Source organism: Pantoea sp. UBA6567 (assembly GCF_002434165.1).
In the GTDB taxonomy this organism is placed as follows: domain Bacteria; phylum Pseudomonadota; class Gammaproteobacteria; order Enterobacterales; family Enterobacteriaceae; genus Pantoea; species Pantoea eucrina.
In genome coordinates this window covers 1,572,223-1,591,065 of sequence record NZ_DJJN01000006.1, presented here as the reverse complement: position 1 = coordinate 1,591,065, position 18,843 = coordinate 1,572,223, and the positions used below count along the sequence as shown (strand labels likewise).

The following is an 18,843-nucleotide window of genomic DNA, read 5'->3' as shown; positions in this document are numbered from 1 at the left end:
GAATTCTGTTGCAAATCCCACAGGTTCCATTCTTTAACGCGCGGCGTTAACAGTGTAATATGCGACGTCATTAATGAGGCCGACAGGGTTCCGGGTAAAGATCGCTTGCCTGAATGTGTCTGTGCTCACGTTTTCAACTGATTCTCTACGTGAAGATATTCATATAAATGAAGCACATACGAAATTTCTCTATTATTGCTCACATTGACCACGGCAAATCAACGCTCTCCGATCGTCTGATTCAGATTTGTGGTGGCCTGAGCGATCGTGAGATGGCGGCGCAGGTTCTTGATTCCATGGATCTGGAGCGCGAGCGCGGCATTACGATTAAAGCGCAGAGCGTCACGCTCGATTACACAGCGCCAGACGGTGAAACTTACCAGCTCAATTTTATCGACACCCCGGGCCACGTAGACTTCTCGTATGAAGTTTCCCGCTCGCTGGCGGCCTGCGAAGGGGCGCTGCTGGTGGTCGATGCAGGACAGGGCGTTGAAGCACAGACGCTGGCGAACTGCTATACCGCCATGGAAATGGATCTGGAAGTGGTACCGGTACTGAATAAGATCGACCTGCCCGCTGCCGATCCTGAGCGCGTAGCCGAAGAGATTGAAGATATCGTGGGTATCGATGCCGTAGATGCCGTGCGCTGCTCGGCTAAAACCGGCATCGGCGTGCCGGATGTGCTGGAGCGCCTGGTGCGCGATATTCCGGCACCGGAAGGCGATCCGGATGGCCCGCTGCAGGCGCTGATCATCGACTCCTGGTTCGATAACTACCTTGGCGTTGTTTCCCTGATCCGTATTAAAAACGGTACGCTGCGCAAGGGCGAGAAGGTCAAAGTCATGAGTACCGGTCAGGTTTATAACGCTGACCGCCTGGGTATCTTCACACCCAAACAGGTTGACCGCACCGAACTGAAGTGCGGGGAAGTGGGCTGGCTGGTGTGCGCCATCAAAGACATTCTGGGTGCGCCGGTGGGCGATACGCTGACGCTGCAGCGCAACCCGGCAGATAAAGCGCTGCCTGGCTTCAAAAAGGTCAAACCGCAGGTTTATGCCGGTCTTTTCCCGGTGAGTTCAGATGACTATGAGTCATTCCGCGACGCGCTCGGCAAGCTGAGCCTGAACGACGCCTCTCTATTCTATGAGCCAGAGAGTTCAACTGCGCTGGGCTTTGGTTTCCGCTGCGGCTTCCTGGGTCTGCTGCATATGGAGATCATTCAGGAGCGCCTGGAGCGCGAGTACGATCTCGATCTGATCACCACTGCGCCAACGGTTGTGTATGAAGTGCAAACCACCGATGGCGAAGTGGTATATGTTGACAGCCCGGCCAAGCTGCCGCCGCTCAACAATATTGAAGAGCTGCGTGAGCCGATTGCAGAGTGTCACATGTTGCTGCCACAGGAGTATCTGGGTAACGTGATTACCCTGTGCGTGGAGAAGCGCGGCGTGCAGACCAATATGGTTTACCACGGCAACCAGGTCGCGCTCACCTACGATATCCCGATGGCTGAAGTGGTACTCGACTTCTTCGACCGTCTGAAATCGACATCGCGCGGCTATGCGTCGCTGGACTACAACTTCAAGCGTTTCCAGGCGTCAGACATGGTGCGCGTGGACGTATTAATTAACGCAGAGCGCGTTGATGCCCTGGCGCTGATCACCCACCGCGATAACTCGCAGTACCGCGGTCGCGAGCTGGTGGAGAAGATGAAAGATCTGATCCCGCGCCAGCAGTTTGATATCGCGATTCAGGCGGCGATTGGCAACCACATCATTGCGCGTTCCACCGTGAAGCAGCTGCGTAAAAACGTCCTGGCAAAATGCTACGGCGGTGACGTCAGCCGTAAGAAAAAACTGTTGCAGAAACAGAAAGATGGTAAGAAACGCATGAAGCAGGTCGGCAACGTTGAGCTGCCGCAGGAAGCTTTCCTCGCCATTCTGCATGTCGGTAAAGACAGCAAATAAGGAACCACAATGGCTAACATGTTCGCCCTGATTCTGGTTATCGCTACGCTGCTGACCGGCATCATCTGGTGTATCGATCGCGTGAAGTGGGCACCTGAGCGTCGGGCAAAACAGGCCGCTGCACAGGCGCAGGCGGGTAACTCGCTCGACAGCAAAACGCTGGCGAAAGTGGCTGCGCAGCCAGGCTGGATTGAAACGGCGGCATCGGTATTTCCGGTGCTGGCGGTGGTACTGATTGTACGTTCATTTATTTTTGAACCCTTTCAGATCCCCTCCGGCTCAATGATGCCCACGCTGCTGATTGGCGACTTTATTCTGGTGGAGAAGTTTGCCTACGGTATTAAAGATCCCATTACGCAGACCACGCTGATCCCGACCGGACATCCAAAGCGCGGCGATGTCGCCGTGTTTAAATATCCGAAAGATCCCAGCGTTGACTACATCAAGCGCGTGATTGGTCTGCCGGGCGATAAAGTGATGTTTGATCCGTTCAGTAAAACGCTGACCATCAATCCCGGCTGCGGTAACGGCAAATGTGATACGGCGCTGCCGGTCACCTATACCAATATTGAGCCAAGCGACTTTATCCAGACGTTCAGCGGCTTTGACGGCAACGAGACCGGCAACGGCTTCTTCCGGAAACCGCAGGGTGAAACGCTGCGCGGTGGCCTGCGTCTCGGGACGCGCAAAGAGACGCTGGGCGATGTGACGCACAATATTCTGCTGGTGAATGAGGCGCAGAGTCAGGCGAACATGTACTATCAGCAGCCGGGCCAGCCGCAGGCGACCTGGGTGGTACCGAAGGGTCAATATTTCATGATGGGCGACAACCGTGACAACAGCGCCGACAGCCGCTACTGGGGCTTTGTGCCTGAGAAGAATCTGGTCGGTAAAGCGGTCGCTATCTGGATGAGCTTTGAAAAACAGGAAGGTGAGTGGCCGACAGGCGTACGCCTGAGCCGTATCGGCGGCATTCACTAAATACGGGTGGCTTCCTGTCTGACAGGAAGCCACTGCACACGAAACAGAACGCGCTGCTATCAGCCCTGTTTCGTATGCAGAGTTACAGACGCACAGAACAACTGGAATCGCATGAACCCCATTCTCATTACTAAGCTGCAGCGCAAACTGGGCTACACTTTTACTCATCCGGAACTTTTGCAGCAGGCCCTGACACACCGCAGCGCCAGCAGCAAGCATAACGAACGGCTTGAATTTTTAGGCGATTCAATTCTCAGCTATGTGATTGCCAACGCGCTTTATCACCGCTTCCCGCGCGTGGACGAAGGCGATATGAGCCGCATGCGCGCCACGCTGGTGCGCGGCAATACGCTGGCTGAGATGGCGCGTGAGTTTGAACTGGGCGAGTGCCTGCGTCTTGGACCAGGCGAACTGAAAAGCGGCGGCTTCCGTCGCGAGTCGATCCTTGCGGATACGGTAGAGGCGCTGATTGGCGGCATCTTCCTCGACAGTAATATCCAGACCGTTGAGAAGCTGATTCTCGACTGGTATCTGAACCGTCTGGAGCAGATAAGCCCGGGCGATAAACAGAAAGATCCCAAAACGCGCCTGCAGGAGTATCTGCAGGGTCGCCATCTGCCGCTGCCTTCCTATCTGGTGGTGCAGGTGCGGGGCGAAGCGCACGACCAGGAGTTCACCATTCACTGTCAGGTGAGTGGCATGGCCGATCCGGTCGTGGGCGTAGGCTCCAGCCGCCGCAAAGCGGAACAGGCTGCCGCCGAACAGGCTTTAATTAAGCTTGGACTCGAATAAATTGTTTTACGACAGCGCCATCCCGGCGCTGACTAAGTCAGGACCCGAATGAGCGAACACGAAACTTATTGCGGCTTTGTCGCGATTGTAGGCCGGCCCAACGTCGGTAAATCAACCTTACTGAACCAGCTGCTGGGGCAGAAGGTCTCGATCACCTCACGCAAACCGCAAACCACGCGCCACCGTATTATGGGCATCCACACCGAGGGCGCTTATCAGGCGATCTACGTGGATACACCCGGGCTGCATATGGAAGAGAAGCGGGCGATCAACCGCCTGATGAACCGTGCTGCCAGCAGCTCAATTGGCGACGTGGAGCTGGTAATTTTCGTCGTGGAAGGCACGCGCTGGACGCCGGATGATGAGATGGTGCTCAACAAGCTGCGCGACGGCAAAGTCCCGGTGGTGCTGGCGGTGAACAAGGTGGATAACATTCAGGATAAAAGTATCCTGCTGCCGCACCTGCAGTTCCTGAGCCAGCAGATGAATTTCCTCGATATCGTGCCTATCTCTGCTGAGAATGGCAAAAACGTCGATACCATCGCAGCGATTGCCCGTAAGCGTCTGCCGCTGGCGGAGCACCACTTCCCGGAAGATTACATCACCGACCGCTCACAGCGCTTTATGGCTTCGGAGATCATCCGCGAAAAGCTGATGCGTTTCCTCGGTGCCGAACTGCCTTACTCTGTGACCGTTGAGATCGAACAGTTTGTGGCCAATGAGCGCGGCGGCTACGACATCAATGGCCTGATTCTGGTAGAGCGTGAAGGCCAGAAGAAAATGGTAATTGGCAATAAAGGCTCGAAAATCAAAACCATCGGCATTGAAGCGCGGCGTGACATGGAAGAGATGTTTGAAGCCAAAGTGCACCTTGAGCTCTGGGTGAAAGTTAAATCGGGCTGGGCAGACGACGAACGTGCGCTGCGCAGCCTGGGCTACACAGACGATCTGTAACTGATGGAAGGCTGGCAACGCGCGTTTGTGCTGCATAGTCGCCCCTACAGCGAAACCAGCCTGCTGCTCGATCTCTTTACGGAAAGTCAGGGCCGCGTTCGCGTCCTGGCTAAAGGCGCGCGCTCGCGTCGCTCTCAGCTGAAAGGCACCCTGCAGCCTTTTACGCCGCTGCTGGTCCGCTGGGGCGGACGCGGTGAAATCAAAACGCTGCGTAATGCCGAAGCGGTTTCGCTGGCGCTGCCGCTCAGCGGCATCACGCTCTACTGCGGTCTCTATGTCAATGAACTGCTGTCGCGCGTGCTGGAGCAGGAGATCCCCTTTTCTGAACTCTTCTTCGATTACCTGAACTGTATTCAGGAGCTGGCCGCCGGCACCGCCTCGCCGGAACCGGCGCTGCGCCGTTTTGAGCTGGCGCTGCTCGGGCATCTCGGCTACGGCGTCGATTTTCTGCACTGCGCCGGCAGCGGCGAGGCGATCGATGACGCCATGACCTACAGCTACCGCGAAGAGAAGGGCTTTATCGCCAGCCTGGTGCTGAATCAGCGCAGCTTTACCGGTCACCAGCTGCGCGCCATTGAAGCGCGCAGTTTCCCCGATGCCGATAGCCTGCGGGCCGCCAAGCGCTTTACGCGCATTGCGCTAAAGCCCTATCTCGGCGGCAAACCGCTGAAGAGTCAGGAGCTGTTTCGCCAGTTTATTCCAAAGAAGAAACCCGATGCGCCGCAGGCGTAGCGGCGGTCAGACCACCTGAACGTATCGTCGCGATACACTGCACTGACATTAAATAAAGAGAAGCGTAGTTATGGCTGAGTTGCTGTTAGGCGTCAATATTGATCATATCGCTACCGTACGTAACGCGCGTGGCACCCACTATCCCGATCCGGTACAGGCCGCTTTCGTGGCCGAGCAGGCGGGCGCTGATGGTATTACCGTGCATCTGCGTGAAGACCGCCGGCATATCACCGACCGCGATGTGCGTATTCTGCGCGATACCATTCAGACGCGAATGAACCTGGAGATGGCGGTCACGGATGAGATGATCGCCATCGCCTGTGACATCCGGCCGCACTTTGTCTGCCTGGTGCCGGAGAAGCGTCAGGAGGTCACCACGGAGGGCGGCCTGGACGTGGCGGGCCAGCAGGCGAGCGTCAGCGCAGCGGTACAGCAGCTGTCAGAGGCGGGCATACTGGTGTCACTGTTTATCGATGCCGACCGCCGGCAGATTGACGCAGCGGTTGCCAGCGGCGCGCCTTATATCGAAATTCATACCGGCGCATACGCCGAAGCGCCGGAAGGGCAGGCGCGTGACGCTGAGCTGATGCGTATTCGCGAAGCAGCGCACTACGCTGCCTCTCTCGGGCTGAAGGTCAATGCCGGCCACGGACTGACTTATCACAATGTGCAGCCCATTGCGGCGCTGCCGGAGATGCATGAGCTGAATATCGGCCATGCCCTCATCGGCCGCGCGCTCTTCAGCGGGCTGGCAGATGCGGTAAGCGAAATGAAGCAGCTGATGCGGGAAGCGCGGCGCTGATGGCGATTCTCGGCCTCGGCAGCGATATCGTGGAAATTGAGCGCATCGCCGGCGTTATCGAACGATCCGGCGATCGCCTGGCGCGCCGCGTACTGAGTGACGCGGAGTGGCAGCAGTATCAGGCGCATCAGCAGCCGGTGCGTTTCCTTGCCAAGCGCTTCGCCGTGAAAGAGGCGGCGGCCAAAGCCTTTGGCACCGGGATCCGCGGCGGACTGGCGTTTAATCAGTTTGAGGTGTTCAACGATGCGCTGGGAAAACCGGGTCTGCGCTTTTTTGAGCAGGCGAGCATCATTGCTGAACGGCTGGGCGTGCAGCGCGTGCACGTGACGCTGGCTGATGAGCGCCACTACGCCTGTGCCACGGTGATCATCGAGGACTGAGCGTTACGCGCTCAGTGCGGCCAGAGCTGTACGAATTTCTCCCACAGCGCGTCGCGGCTTTCGGCGCGCTGTGGGTCGCTGACAATCGTATTGTCGATAGGACAGACGCTCTGGCAGGTTGGCGTTTCATAATGTCCCACGCACTCGGTGCAGCGTGCCGGATCGATTTCATATATCGCCTTACCCAGCGCGATAGCCTGATTGGGACACTCCGGCTCACACATGTCGCAGTTAATACATTTCGCCGTAATCAGTAACGCCATTCTTCACGTCCGTTAATCCTCATTAAAAACGCGGTCATTATAAGCTGGTTTAACGCTTATATCAGCTTTTTCACCAGCGCTTCGCTGTGGCGAATGTGGCTCGATGCCCGCTCCGGATCGTGCTGCACCAGCGCCATAAACAGCAAATCTGTCAGGGCCAGCTGGGCGCTGGTTGAGGAGATTGCCGCGCTGCGCGTGCTCTGCTCCTCTGCAACGGTATAGAGGCAGATTGACGCGCACTGCTGCAGCGCATTTGGCGTAAAACCGGTAAAGGCCACCACATCTGCACCGATAGCGGCTGCTTCCTGTGCCGCCAGATTGATTTCGCGTCGTTCGCCGGTGTAGGAGATGGCCAGCAGGACATCGCCCGGCGCCATCGCCTGAACGCTGGCGAGCAGGGCGTGCATATCCTGCTCTGCCACCGCGTTAATACCGATTTTCATCAGTTTCCAGGAGAAATCTTTCGCCACCAGACCGGATGCCCCGATACCCACCAGCAGAATGCGGTTGGCATTCTTCAGCAGATGCAGCGTCTCCATCAGCTTCTCTTCGCTGTTAATATCCAGCGTGGCGCGGATCGCGGAGATCTTCTCCGTCAGCAGCTTCTCTCCCACGATCTTCAGCGGATCGTCGCTGAGGATATGATTATGCACGGTGATCGCATCGCGATCCGCCAGCGATTCACTCAGCGCCAGCTTCAGTGCAGGAAAGCCTTTATAACCCAGCTTCTGCGCAAATTTCACCACGCTCGACTGGCTGACGCCCGCCTCTTCAGCCAGCTTCTGCGAGCTGAGATGGCGCGCCCGATCGGGCTGTGACAGTAAAAAGTCGGCCAGCCGGCGCTCATTCAGCGCCAGCCGGGGATAGAGCTGACGGATTCGCAGCAGTGAACTCATGGTCGATCCTTACTCCCGGTTTTATAGCATGGCGCGGCTAACCTCTCCGCAGCATGCGCAGCAATAGTCAATATTCCATGACATCAAGAATAAACTATTCAGTGGGCTTTGTAGCTAGCGGAATTAAAAATCACAGCTTCGCTAAGCGCGGTTGCTGGCTACACTGTAGAGCAGCAACTGATTTAAAAAAGGAGAGGGGTTTGACACAGGACTCGCAACGTCGCGTCGTATTTTTCGACCTGGACGGCACGCTGCATCAGCAGGATATGTTTGGCACCTTTATGCGCTTTTTACTGCGCCGGCAGCCGCTGAATCTGCTGCTGGTGGTTCCGCTGCTGCCGGTTATTGGCCTCGGGCTGCTGATTAAGGGCCGGGCAGCGCGCTGGCCAATGAGTCTGCTGCTCTGGGCAATCACGTTCGGGCACAGCGAAACGCGCCTGCGCGCGCGTGAAGCGGAGTTTGCGCAGTGGTTCCGCGAGCGGGTAGTAGCGTTTCCGGTGGTGCAGCAGCGCCTGACCGATTACCTGCAGAGCAACGATGCCGATGTGTGGCTGATTACCGGATCACCGCAGTCGCTGGTGGAGCAGGTCTATTTTGACTCCGCTTTTCTGCCGCGTGTGAAACTGATTGCCAGCCAGATGCGGCCAGGACGCGGCGGACGCGTGCTGGCGATGCGCTGCCTGGGCCACGAAAAGGTTGCGCAGCTGGAAGAGCAGATTGGCACGCCGCTGCAGCTCTACAGCGGCTATAGCGACAGCAAGCAGGATAACCCGCTGCTGTTTTTCTGCCAGCATCGCTGGCGCGTAACGCCGCGCGGTGAACTGCAGCAGCTGGAGTGAATCGCGCGGCGTTTTTGTCTATAATGCGCCGCCTTTTGATTCTGCAGGAGTTACCCGGTGAAGCCACAAACTGATGAATACTGGATGCGTTATGCGCTGCAGCTGGCGCAGCGTGCCCGGGAGCAGGGTGAGGTGCCGGTCGGAGCCGTGCTGGTGCAGGGAGATAAAGTCATAGGCGAGGGCTGGAACCGGCCGATTGGCCAGTGCGATCCCACCGCACACGCGGAGATCATGGCGCTGCGCCAGGGCGGCAAAGTGCTGGATAACTATCGCCTGCTGGATACCACGCTCTATGTCACGCTGGAGCCGTGCGTCATGTGCGCCGGCGCCATGGTTCACAGCCGCATTACCCGCCTGGTCTACGGCGCGAAAGATATTAAAACCGGCGCGGCCGGTTCGCTGCTGGATGTGCTGGGGCACCCGGGGATGAATCATCAGATTGAGATCGCCTGCGGCGTGCTGGCGGAGGAGTGCGCCGGCATGCTGAGCGACTTTTTTCGTATGCGACGCGAGCAGAAGCGCGCGCTGCGTCAGGCACAGCGCGCAGATTAGTTCATGGCAATTTTAGGCTCAACCGCCGGATAGCCGGCGCCCAGCTCTGCTTCCAGCGCTGAACGCTGCGCCAGGCGGCGCTCCTGCTCCTGCAGATAGCCCACCAGGCTTAGCTGATACTTACGGATATTCTCCACGTAGTTATACGCTTCGTGCCCGCGCGCATAGCCGTAGGCGGTTTGCGCGTAGTAGCGCTTCTGGCTGAGCATCGGCAGGCGCAGTTTTACATCCGCCCAGCTGTCAGGGTTACCCCCCTGTTTTGCCGTCAGCCGGCGCACGTCGAGCATGTGCGCATATCCCATATTGTAAGCTGCCAGCGCAAACCAGATGCGCTCGTCATCAGGCACGCTCGCTGGCACTTTATCCATCATGCGCTGCAGATACTCACTGCCGCCGCGAATGCTCTGCTCCGGATCGAGCCGGTCATCAACGTTAAGACTATCCGCCGTGTTGCGCGTCAGCATCATCATGCCGCGCACGCCGGTGGGCGAGGTCGCCTGCGGATTCCAGTGCGACTCCTGATAGGAGATCGCCGCCAGCAGGCGCCAGTCCATGCTCGCCGCATATTTCTCAAACAGCGGTTTGATATCCGGCAGCGTATTGTCAATTGCGCGCAGGAAGGTGCGGGTATCAACATAATCAAACGTGCCAACGTGACCGAGATACTTCTCCTCCAGCCGCGCCATGGTGCCTTCTTCACCCATCTGGCTGTAGAAATCGAGCATGGCCGCGTTGAGGCTGCTGTCAGCATTGCGCGGCAGATACCAGGTCACTGGCTCTTCATCGGTAATATCAAAGGCTACCGCCAGCTGCGGATGAATACGCTGCAGCAGGCCCACGGTCACCGAGTCGCCTACCGTGTAGTCAAGCTTGCCGTCAGCCACCGCCTCCAGCAGCGCTTTCTGTCCCTGATCGGTGGCGATAGCCCAGTCGAGATCGGGATAGCTGTTGGCTTTTTCTGCCCGCAGCGTGGAGAGATAGGCTGAGCCGGACTGCACCACCAGACGGCCTTTCAGGTCGCCCAGCGTGCGCGGACGCGGTTTATCGATACGGTAAACCAGCTGCTGCGACACCGAATAGTAGCTGGGACCGGCCTGATAGTGCGCCAGACGCTCACTGTTATAGATAAGCCCGGCGGCGAGCAGATCGGCTTTTCCGTCATCGAGATCGTCAAACAGATCGCCCAGGCTGGGTCGCACAGTGACTTCCAGCCTGACGCCGAGGTAGTCTGCAAAGCGCTTTGCCAGCTCGTAATCCATGCCAGCCGGTGCCTGATTGACGGTGTAATAGGTCAGTGGCGAATTGACGGTGCTGATGCGCAACACACCGCGTGATTTGATCGCTGTCAGCGCGTCCCGATCGCCCCCGTACCAGGGGATTGCCGGCCACAGCGCCAGCGCCAGCAGCACGGTGATCAGACCGATAAACAGATAATTTAATTTTAGGCGTTTCAAATGGTTGTCTCTTAATGGCTCACAGGCCTCTGTCCTTTAAAGGCAGTATTGGTATTGTTTTTTACTCCCAGAGCGAGGGGCATTTTGCGCAACAAAGCGAAACAGGGCAACTCATATAGCAAGTTTTGCGCAAAATTCAGGCAAATCCCGTATGGCAGTTTTTCTGCGCAAACGGTTTCGTTACCCGCGCGCTTTCTCTATAATACCGCCCGTTTTCCCTGTTGCGCCCAAGGAAGCGTCGCCCGGCGCTTCGAAGACGAGAGATCTTTAATGATGGAAATTCTGCGTGGTTCGCCCGCTCTGTCAGCATTTCGTGTAAACAAACTGCTGACCCGCTTTCAGAACGCTCATCTGCCGGTGAGTGATATTTACGCCGAGTATGTCCATTTTGCTGATGTTGCCGCACCGCTCAGCGCGGATGAACACGCCCGCCTGCAGCGTCTGCTGAAATATGGCCCTTCTCTCGCTGAACATGCGCCTCAAGGGCGTCTGCTGCTGGTCACGCCGCGCCCCGGCACTATCTCTCCCTGGTCATCGAAAGCCACGGACATTGCTCACAACTGCGATCTGCCGCAGGTTAAGCGCCTGGAGCGCGGCCTGGCGTTCTATGTTCAGGCGCCGCAGCTGACAGAAGCGCAGTGGCAGCAGCTGGCTGGCCTGCTGCACGATCGCATGATGGAGTGCGTATTCAGCGATCTGCAGGCGGCAGAGCAGCTGTTTGCTCATCATGCGCCGCAGCCGCTGCAGAGCGTTGACGTGCTGGGAACCGGACGTCAGGCGCTGGAGCAGGCGAATAGCACGCTGGGCCTGGCGCTGGCGGATGACGAAATAGATTACCTGCTGGATGCCTTCACCCGTCTGGGTCGCAACCCCAACGACATTGAACTCTATATGTTTGCGCAGGCGAACTCAGAGCACTGTCGCCACAAAATTTTCAACGCTGACTGGATCATCGATGGCAAAAAACAGCCGAAATCGCTGTTTAAGATGATCAAAAATACGTTTGAGCAGCATCCCGATCACGTGCTGTCAGCTTATAAAGATAACGCTGCCGTGATGGAAGGTTCGGAAGTTGGCCGCTTCTACGCTGATGCGCAGCAGGGCGAGTACGCTTTTCATCAGGAAGCCGCGCATATCCTGATGAAGGTAGAGACGCACAACCATCCAACCGCTATCTCCCCCTGGCCGGGTGCTGCCACCGGTTCAGGTGGTGAAATCCGCGATGAAGGCGCAACCGGGCGTGGCGCCAAGCCGAAAGCGGGTCTCACCGGCTTTTCCGTTTCTGATCTGCGCATTCCGGGCTTTGAGCAGCCGTGGGAAGAGGATTTCGGCAAGCCGGATCGTATTGTTACCGCACTGGATATCATGACCGAAGGCCCGCTGGGCGGCGCGGCGTTTAACAATGAATTTGGCCGTCCGGCGCTGAACGGTTACTTCCGCACCTATGAAGAGCAGGTTAACAGCCACAACGGCGTTGAACTGCGCGGCTATCATAAGCCGATCATGCTGGCAGGCGGGATTGGCAATATTCGTGCCGATCACGTGCAGAAAGGCGAGATCGTCGTGGGCGCCAAACTGATTGTGCTGGGCGGACCGGCGATGAACATCGGCCTCGGCGGCGGTGCTGCGTCATCCATGGCCTCCGGTCAGTCCGATGCCGACCTCGATTTTGCCTCAGTGCAGCGCGACAACCCGGAAATGGAGCGCCGCTGTCAGGAAGTAATTGACCGCTGCTGGCAGCTGGGCGAAGCCAACCCGATTCTGTTTATCCACGACGTCGGCGCGGGCGGTCTCTCTAACGCCATGCCTGAGCTGGTCAGCGATGGCGGACGCGGCGGTAACTTCAACCTGCGCGACATTCTCAGCGATGAGCCGGGCATGAGCCCGCTGGAAGTGTGGTGTAACGAGTCGCAGGAGCGCTATGTGCTGGCCGTTGCGCCAGAGAAGCTGGCGCTGTTTGATGAGCTGTGCCAGCGCGAGCGCGCCCCTTACGCGGTGATTGGCGAGGCGACTGAAGAGCAGCACCTCTCGCTGAGCGACAGCCATTTTGACAACAAGCCTATCGACATGCCGCTGGATGTTCTGCTGGGCAAAACGCCAAAAATGACGCGCGACGTCACGCGGCAGCAGGCAAAAGGCGACGCGCTGCAGCGTAACGGCATCACGGTTGCGGATGCGGTTAACCGCGTGCTGCATCTGCCTGCGGTGGCTGAGAAAACGTTTCTTATCTCCATCGGCGACCGTTCCGTGACCGGCATGGTGGCGCGCGATCAGATGGTGGGACCGTGGCAGATCCCGGTGGCAAACTGCGCCGTGACCACGGCCAGCCTCGACAGCTATCACGGCGAAGCTTTCGCCCTGGGCGAACGCGCGCCGGTCGCGCTGCTTGATTTTGCCGCCTCCGGGCGTCTGGCGGTAGGCGAAGCGCTCACTAACCTGGCCGCTACCGCGATTGGTTCACTGAAGCGCGTGAAGCTTTCTGCGAACTGGATGGCAGCAGCCGGACATCCGGGTGAGGATGCCGGCCTCTACGAAGCGGTAAAAGCCGTTGGCGAAGAGCTCTGCCCGGCGCTGGGGATCACTATCCCGGTCGGCAAAGACTCAATGTCGATGAAAACCCGCTGGCAGCAGGGCAATGAAGAGCGTGAAATGACGTCGCCGCTCTCGCTGGTGATCACCGCGTTTGCGCGCGTGGAAGATGTCCGGCGTACCGTAACGCCGCAGCTGCAGGCGGAGCAGGATAACCTGCTGCTGCTGGTGGACCTCGGCAACGGTGCCAATACGCTGGGCGCAACCGCGCTGTCGCAGGTCTATCGCCAGCTGGGCGATAAGCCGGCTGACGTGCGCGACGCCGCGCAGCTGGCAGGCTTCTTCAACGCTATCCAGACGCTGGTCAGCGAACAGAAGCTGCTGGCTTACCATGACCGTTCCGACGGCGGGCTGCTGGTGACGCTGGCGGAGATGGCCTTTACCGGCCACTGCGGTATTGAGGCGGATATCGCCGCGCTGGGCAGCGATGCGCTGGCGGCGCTGTTCACCGAAGAGCTGGGCGCGGTGCTGCAGATCAACGCGGCCGATCTGGCAGCGGTAGAGAAGGTATTTGCTGACCACGGTCTGCGCAGCGCGCTGCATGTGATTGGCAAGGCGCTGCCGGGCGACCGCTTTGTGATCCGCGCCGGCGAGCATCCGGTCTACAGCGAAAGCCGCACGACGCTGCGTACCTGGTGGGCCGAAACCACCTGGCAGATGCAGCGCCTGCGTGATAATCCGGCCTGTGCCGATCAGGAGCATGAGGCGAAGCAAAACGACAGCGATCCGGGTCTGAACGCTCAGCTGACCTTCCGGCCGGAAGAAGATGTGGCTGCGCCGATGATCGCCACCGGCGTGCGCCCGCGCATCGCCGTGCTGCGTGAGCAGGGCGTTAACTCACACGTTGAGATGGCAGCAGCGTTCCATCGCGCCGGCTTTACCGCCGTGGATGTACACATGAGCGATCTGCTGGCGGGACGTCGCGGCCTGGAGGAGTTCCATGCGCTGGTGGCGTGCGGCGGTTTCTCTTACGGCGACGTACTGGGTGCCGGCGAAGGCTGGGCAAAATCGATTCTGTTTAACGATCGCGTGCGCGACGAGTTTGAAAACTTCTTCCATCGTCCGCAGACGCTGGCGCTGGGTGTCTGCAACGGCTGCCAGATGATGTCAAACCTGCGCGAAGTGATCCCCGGCAGCGAGCTGTGGCCGCGTTTTGTCCGCAATCAGTCTGAGCGCTTTGAAGCGCGTTTCAGCCTGGTGGAAGTGGCGGCCAGTCCGTCGCTGCTGCTGGAGGGGATGGCAGGTTCACGCATGCCGATTGCGGTATCACACGGTGAAGGCTTTGTTGAAGTGCGCGACGGCGCCCATCTGGCGGCGCTGGAAGCAAAAGGCCTGGTGGCACTGCGCTTCACGGATAACTTCGGTAAAGTGACCGAAAGCTATCCGGCTAACCCGAACGGCTCGCCAAACGGTATCACGGCGGTCACCAACGAAAGCGGTCGCGTTACGATCATGATGCCGCATCCGGAGCGCGTCTTCCGTACCGTCAGCAACTCCTGGCATCCGGCAGAGTGGGGCGAAGACAGCCCGTGGATGCGCATTTTCCGTAATGCGCGTAAGCAGCTGGGCTGATCTGCGTTTTACAGCAGGTGCCTGTAAGCAGTAAAAAAAAGCCGCCGCAGTAAAGGGCGGTTTTTTTATCTGACGCAGACGACTGTCGCTCAATTCCGACAAATCGCCTGCCGCACTGTCTCTTTATGGAGACACTTAACTCTTTGATTTATATTAATCAGAAAAATCCGGGCTAAATGCGTCGCTAAGCAGAGACACTTTTATGCGGTCAGCAGCTCAGAGCCACCTGCCGGAGGCAGCGATACTATGGCGCCACTCTGATAAATAAAGAGTTTTAAAAAGTGGCACGATAGTTGCTATAATCAGACCGTGGCTCATTCGCCTGTCTGTGATTGCCCCGTAATTTACGGCAGAGCTCACAGAACCCTGAATGACGCACCAAACGGAGCCTGCCGTCCACCTGACCGATAATCGTCTGCATTGCAGCGTTATCAAGCACCGGACGTAACGTTGAGTTAGGCTCCACCTTTTCTGAGCGGCAGACCTTCGGGTCTGCCGTTTGCATTTCCGGCTTTCTAAGCGCGCCAGAGTTAGCTAGCATGCCTGCAGCACACTTTTTACGAGAGCGCGGCAGTATGAGATGGCGTCCGTTTCCCCGATCCCTGCGACAACTGGTTCTGATGGCCTTTTTACTGGTGCTGCTGCCGCTGCTGGTGCTGGCGTGGCAGGCGTGGGAAAGCCTCTCTGCGCTCAGTAATCAGGCGGCAGATACCAACCGCAATACCTTTACCGACGTGCGGCGCAGCGAGGCGATGGCCCGCACCGCCCTGGAGCTTGAGCGCAGCTATCGTCAATATTGCGTACTCGGTGATGCTGCGCTGGTCAGACTCTATACCACCCAGTGGACCCGCTACGGGCAGATGCTGAACAGCCATGCGGCCAGCCTGCCGGAACTGCCCACGTTTACCCTGCTGCGCAGCACGCTGCCGCAGCTCGCCACGGCCGCCTGCGAAAACGGTAATCCTTCAGCGTCCGGTGCCGCTGCGCTGGAGCGATTTTCTGATGCTAACGCGCGTATGGTGCAGGCGACGCGCGACGTGGTGTTTTCCCGCGGGCTGCAGCTGCAGCGCGATATCGCCGAGCGCGGTCAGTTCTTTGGCTGGCAGGCGCTGATCCTGTTCCTGGTTACGCTGATGCTGGTGCTGCTGTTTACCGGCATGATTATCGGGCCGGTAAAGCGCGTGGAGCGGATGATCAACCGGCTGGGGGAAGGGCAGTCGCTGGAAAATAACGTCAGCTTTCGCGGACCGCGTGAGCTGCGCTCGCTGGGACAGCGTATTGCCTGGCTTAGCGAACGGCTAAGCTGGCTGGAGGCACAGCGACATGAATTTTTACGTCATCTTTCACACGAGCTGAAAACGCCGCTCGCCAGCCTGCGCGAAGGCACAGAGCTGCTGGCCGATGGCGTTGCCGGACCGCTTAATGCAGAGCAGCAGGAGATCGTCGCTATTCTCGACAGCAGCAGTCGCCATCTGCAGCGCCTGATTGAGCAGCTGCTGGATTACAACCGCAAGCTGAACGAGATGCCGCTTACTCCGGAGCCGGTCGCGCTGGATGCAATCGTGGCGGCTGTCACCCGCGTGCATTCACTGCCTGCCAGCGCCCGGCGAATAAAAACGCACGTTGATCTGCAGGCCACCCGCTGTCTGGCGGAAGCGACGCTGCTGGAGCGCGTTATCGATAACCTCTACTCGAACGCCGTGAACTATGGTCGTGAATCCGGTAACATCTGGCTGCACAGCCGGCAAAAAGGCGACCGGGTGTGGATTGATGTGGCGAATAGCGGTACTCCGATTCCGCCAGAGGAGCAGGCGATGATCTTCGAACCTTTCTACCAGGGCAGCCAGCAGCGGCAGGGGCCCGTAAAAGGCAGCGGCCTGGGCCTGAGCATTGCAAAAGATTGTCTGCGGCGCATGCAGGGAGACCTGCAGCTGGTCAGTCACAAAGAGGCAGATGTCTGTTTCCGCATTATTTTACCCGCCGGTGCCAGGAAGCCTGAACCATGAAATGCCTTATCAGACAAGCTCTTCTGAGCGTACTTATTTTAAGCGGCGTGAGCGCCTGCCAGCCGCATGCGGTGCCGGTGCCCCAGCGTGAGCATATAAGCGTCACTGAACCCGATACCCGGCTGCCGGACTACCTTACTACCGCCTGTCAGAACGTATGGCCTGCTGAAACCGCAGCGGCGGTAAACAATCCGCTTTACTGGCAGCGAGCGATTGACTGCAGCGAACGGTTTTCGGCGGCTGAAGCCCGCGCAGAGGCCCGCCGCTGGCCGGTGCAGAGCTGGGCGCGCGCCTTCAAGCAGGGCATTCTGCTGGCGAACGGTAACGTCACGCCGGTTGAGCGCCGTCAGTATATCGCCACGCTCGACAGCTACAGCGCAGACTTTCCCGCAACGGTGCGTCCGCTGATCCAGCTGTGGCGCAGTAACCAGGCTGCGCAGCTGGAGCTGAGCGAGGCGCGCAGCCGCTACAGCGCGCTGCAGCAGAGTCACGATAGCGAACTGGATGCCCTGCGCCACCAGCAGGCCCGGCTGCATCAGGCGCTGAACGAAACCCAGCGTAAACTGGAGCGGCTGACTGACATAGAGCGCCAGCTTTCATCGCGTAAAGCGCCGGACAGCAGCGACAGCCCGCACGCCGGGGATGAAATCCGGGAGGAGCAGCCATGAGTGCACGTGCCCGTTTACTGCTGGTGGATGATGACCCGGGCCTGCTCAGGCTGCTCGGTATGCGTCTCAGCAGTGAGGGTTTTCAGGTCGCTACCGCCGCCAGCGGGGCTGAGGCGCTGCGTCAGCTGCAGAAAGAGCCAGCAGATGTGGTCATCAGCGATCTGCGTATGGATGAGATGGACGGGCTGGCGCTGTTTGGCGAAATTCAGCGGCGTCACGCCGGGCTGCCGGTCATTATCCTGACCGCGCACGGCTCCATACCCGATGCGGTTTCTGCCACGCAGCAGGGGGTATTCAGCTTTCTCACCAAACCCGTTGATCGCGACGCGCTGTATAAAGCGATCGATGAGGCGCTGGCGCTGCGTGCACCGATCAGTGACGACCGGTGGCGTGAAGCGATTGTCACCCGGAATCCGCTGATGCAGCGGCTGCTGGAGCAGGCGCACATGGTGGCGCAGTCGGACGTCTCCATACTGATTAACGGTCAGAGCGGCACCGGGAAAGAGGTGCTGGCGCAGGCAATTCATGCTGCCAGTCCGCGCGCGGCGAAACCCTTTATCGCCATTAACTGCGGCGCACTGCCGGAGCAGCTGCTGGAGTCAGAGCTGTTTGGCCACGCGCGGGGCGCATTTACCGGCGCGGTCAGCGCGCGCGAAGGATTATTTCAGGCAGCAGAGGGCGGCACGCTGTTTCTGGATGAGATTGGCGATATGCCTCCGGCGCTACAGATCAAACTGCTGCGCGTGCTGCAGGAGCGCAAAGTGCGTCCGCTTGGCAGTAACCGGGATGTGGAGATCAACGTACGTATCCTTTCTGCCACCCATCGCGACCTGCCAAAAGCGATGGAGAAAAAGAGTTTTCGGGAAGATCTCTACTACCGGCTCAATGTCGTGAATCTTAAACTTCCGGCGCTGCACGAGCGTGCTGAAGATATTCCGCTGCTGGCTAACCATTTACTGCGTCAGGCCGCCGGGCGCCACAAGCCATTTGTCCGCAGCTTCTCTGCCGGTGCAATGAAGCGGCTGGTCAGCGCCAGCTGGCCGGGTAACGTCCGTCAGCTGGTTAACGTTATTGAGCAGTGCGTTGCGCTGACCGTTGCACCCGTGATTGGTGAAGCGCTGGTGGAGCAGGCGCTGTCGGGCGAGAACACCGCGCTGCCCACCTTTGCGGAGGCGCGCAACCAGTTTGAGCTGAACTATCTGCGCAAGCTGCTGCAGATGACCAAAGGCAACGTTACTCACGCCGCGCGTCTTGCTGGACGTAACCGTACCGAGTTCTATAAGCTGCTGTCTCGTCATGAGCTGGACGCCAGCGACTTTAAAGAGTAGTTAGCCGCGCCACCGGCGCCGTTAGCGATATATACTTTCTGTTATCCGTCCGTCATGGAGGGAGCGAA

At 58.6% G+C, this 18,843-nt stretch carries 16 protein-coding genes; 13 read left to right on the top strand and 3 right to left on the bottom strand.

Annotated elements, in window-relative coordinates:
- Positions 1-167: 167 nt before the first annotated feature.
- From lepA to acpS, 7 genes are all read left to right on the top strand, one after another.
- A complete protein-coding gene (lepA, locus tag B4M48_RS13540; RefSeq protein ID WP_039379703.1) occupies positions 168-1,967 on the top strand; it encodes a translation elongation factor 4 in 1,800 nt (599 codons plus the stop codon).
- Positions 1,968-1,976: 9 nt separating this feature from the next.
- Positions 1,977-2,948, top strand: coding sequence for a signal peptidase I (gene lepB, locus B4M48_RS13535; protein ID WP_039379701.1), 972 nt, complete (start codon positions 1,977-1,979; stop codon positions 2,946-2,948).
- Positions 2,949-3,059: 111 nt separating this feature from the next.
- Positions 3,060-3,740, top strand: coding sequence for a ribonuclease III (gene rnc, locus B4M48_RS13530; protein WP_039379698.1), 681 nt, complete (start codon positions 3,060-3,062; stop codon positions 3,738-3,740).
- Positions 3,741-3,788: 48 nt separating this feature from the next.
- The gene (gene era, locus B4M48_RS13525) at positions 3,789-4,694 is read left to right on the top strand and encodes a GTPase Era (RefSeq protein ID WP_039379695.1); all 906 of its coding nucleotides are present in this window, start codon (positions 3,789-3,791) and stop codon (positions 4,692-4,694) included.
- Positions 4,695-4,697: 3 nt separating this feature from the next.
- Complete coding sequence (gene recO, locus B4M48_RS13520; RefSeq protein ID WP_288656911.1) at positions 4,698-5,426, top strand: DNA repair protein RecO; 729 nt, start codon at positions 4,698-4,700, stop codon at positions 5,424-5,426.
- Between the two features lie 70 nt (positions 5,427-5,496).
- Positions 5,497-6,228 carry a pyridoxine 5'-phosphate synthase gene (pdxJ, locus tag B4M48_RS13515; protein WP_039379691.1) on the top strand — a complete coding sequence of 244 codons (732 nt, stop codon included), beginning with the start codon at positions 5,497-5,499 and terminating at the stop codon, positions 6,226-6,228.
- Positions 6,228-6,608: a holo-ACP synthase gene (gene acpS / locus B4M48_RS13510; RefSeq protein ID WP_039379688.1), complete on the top strand. Its 381-nt coding sequence runs from the start codon at positions 6,228-6,230 to the stop codon at positions 6,606-6,608. Before pdxJ ends, acpS begins: the two co-directional genes overlap by 1 nt.
- An 11-nt stretch (positions 6,609-6,619) precedes the next feature.
- Here the strand turns inward: acpS and B4M48_RS13505 are convergent, their stop codons facing one another.
- Entirely contained in the window at positions 6,620-6,871 is a 252-nt protein-coding gene (locus B4M48_RS13505) for a YfhL family 4Fe-4S dicluster ferredoxin (protein ID WP_039379685.1), read from the bottom strand.
- A 56-nt stretch (positions 6,872-6,927) separates the two neighbouring features.
- Complete coding sequence (locus B4M48_RS13500; protein ID WP_071667885.1) at positions 6,928-7,767, bottom strand: MurR/RpiR family transcriptional regulator; 840 nt, start codon at positions 7,765-7,767, stop codon at positions 6,928-6,930.
- A 200-nt stretch (positions 7,768-7,967) separates the two neighbouring features.
- On the opposite strand from B4M48_RS13500, the gene yfhb reads away from it, so the two are divergent.
- On the top strand, positions 7,968-8,606 hold the full coding sequence (yfhb, locus tag B4M48_RS13495; RefSeq protein ID WP_094112077.1) for a phosphatidylglycerophosphatase C: 639 nt from the start codon (positions 7,968-7,970) through the stop codon (positions 8,604-8,606).
- 57 nt (positions 8,607-8,663) lie between these two features.
- Complete coding sequence (tadA, locus tag B4M48_RS13490) at positions 8,664-9,158, top strand: tRNA adenosine(34) deaminase TadA (protein ID WP_071667886.1); 495 nt, start codon at positions 8,664-8,666, stop codon at positions 9,156-9,158.
- On the opposite strand, the gene mltF is transcribed toward tadA, so the two are convergent.
- Entirely contained in the window at positions 9,155-10,612 is a 1,458-nt protein-coding gene (gene mltF, locus B4M48_RS13485) for a membrane-bound lytic murein transglycosylase MltF (RefSeq protein ID WP_039379675.1), read from the bottom strand. The genes tadA and mltF overlap by 4 nt on opposite strands.
- Before the next feature lie 270 nt (positions 10,613-10,882).
- On the opposite strand from mltF, the gene purL reads away from it, so the two are divergent.
- The 4 genes from purL (at position 10,883) to glrR (ending at position 18,775) form a co-directional block, all read left to right on the top strand.
- Entirely contained in the window at positions 10,883-14,773 is a 3,891-nt protein-coding gene (gene purL / locus B4M48_RS13480) for a phosphoribosylformylglycinamidine synthase (protein ID WP_286877206.1), read from the top strand.
- Between the two features lie 575 nt (positions 14,774-15,348).
- Positions 15,349-16,779: a sensor histidine kinase gene (locus B4M48_RS13475; RefSeq protein WP_071667889.1), complete on the top strand. Its 1,431-nt coding sequence runs from the start codon at positions 15,349-15,351 to the stop codon at positions 16,777-16,779.
- Positions 16,776-17,447 carry a two-component system QseEF-associated lipoprotein QseG gene (gene qseG / locus B4M48_RS13470; RefSeq protein ID WP_288656907.1) on the top strand — a complete coding sequence of 224 codons (672 nt, stop codon included), beginning with the start codon at positions 16,776-16,778 and terminating at the stop codon, positions 17,445-17,447. The genes B4M48_RS13475 and qseG overlap by 4 nt, the downstream gene beginning before the upstream one ends.
- Positions 17,444-18,775 (top strand): two-component system response regulator GlrR, encoded by a 1,332-nt coding sequence (gene glrR / locus B4M48_RS13465; protein ID WP_039379663.1) that lies wholly within the window; start codon positions 17,444-17,446, stop codon positions 18,773-18,775. The genes qseG and glrR overlap by 4 nt, the downstream gene beginning before the upstream one ends.
- Positions 18,776-18,843: the final 68 nt, after the last annotated feature.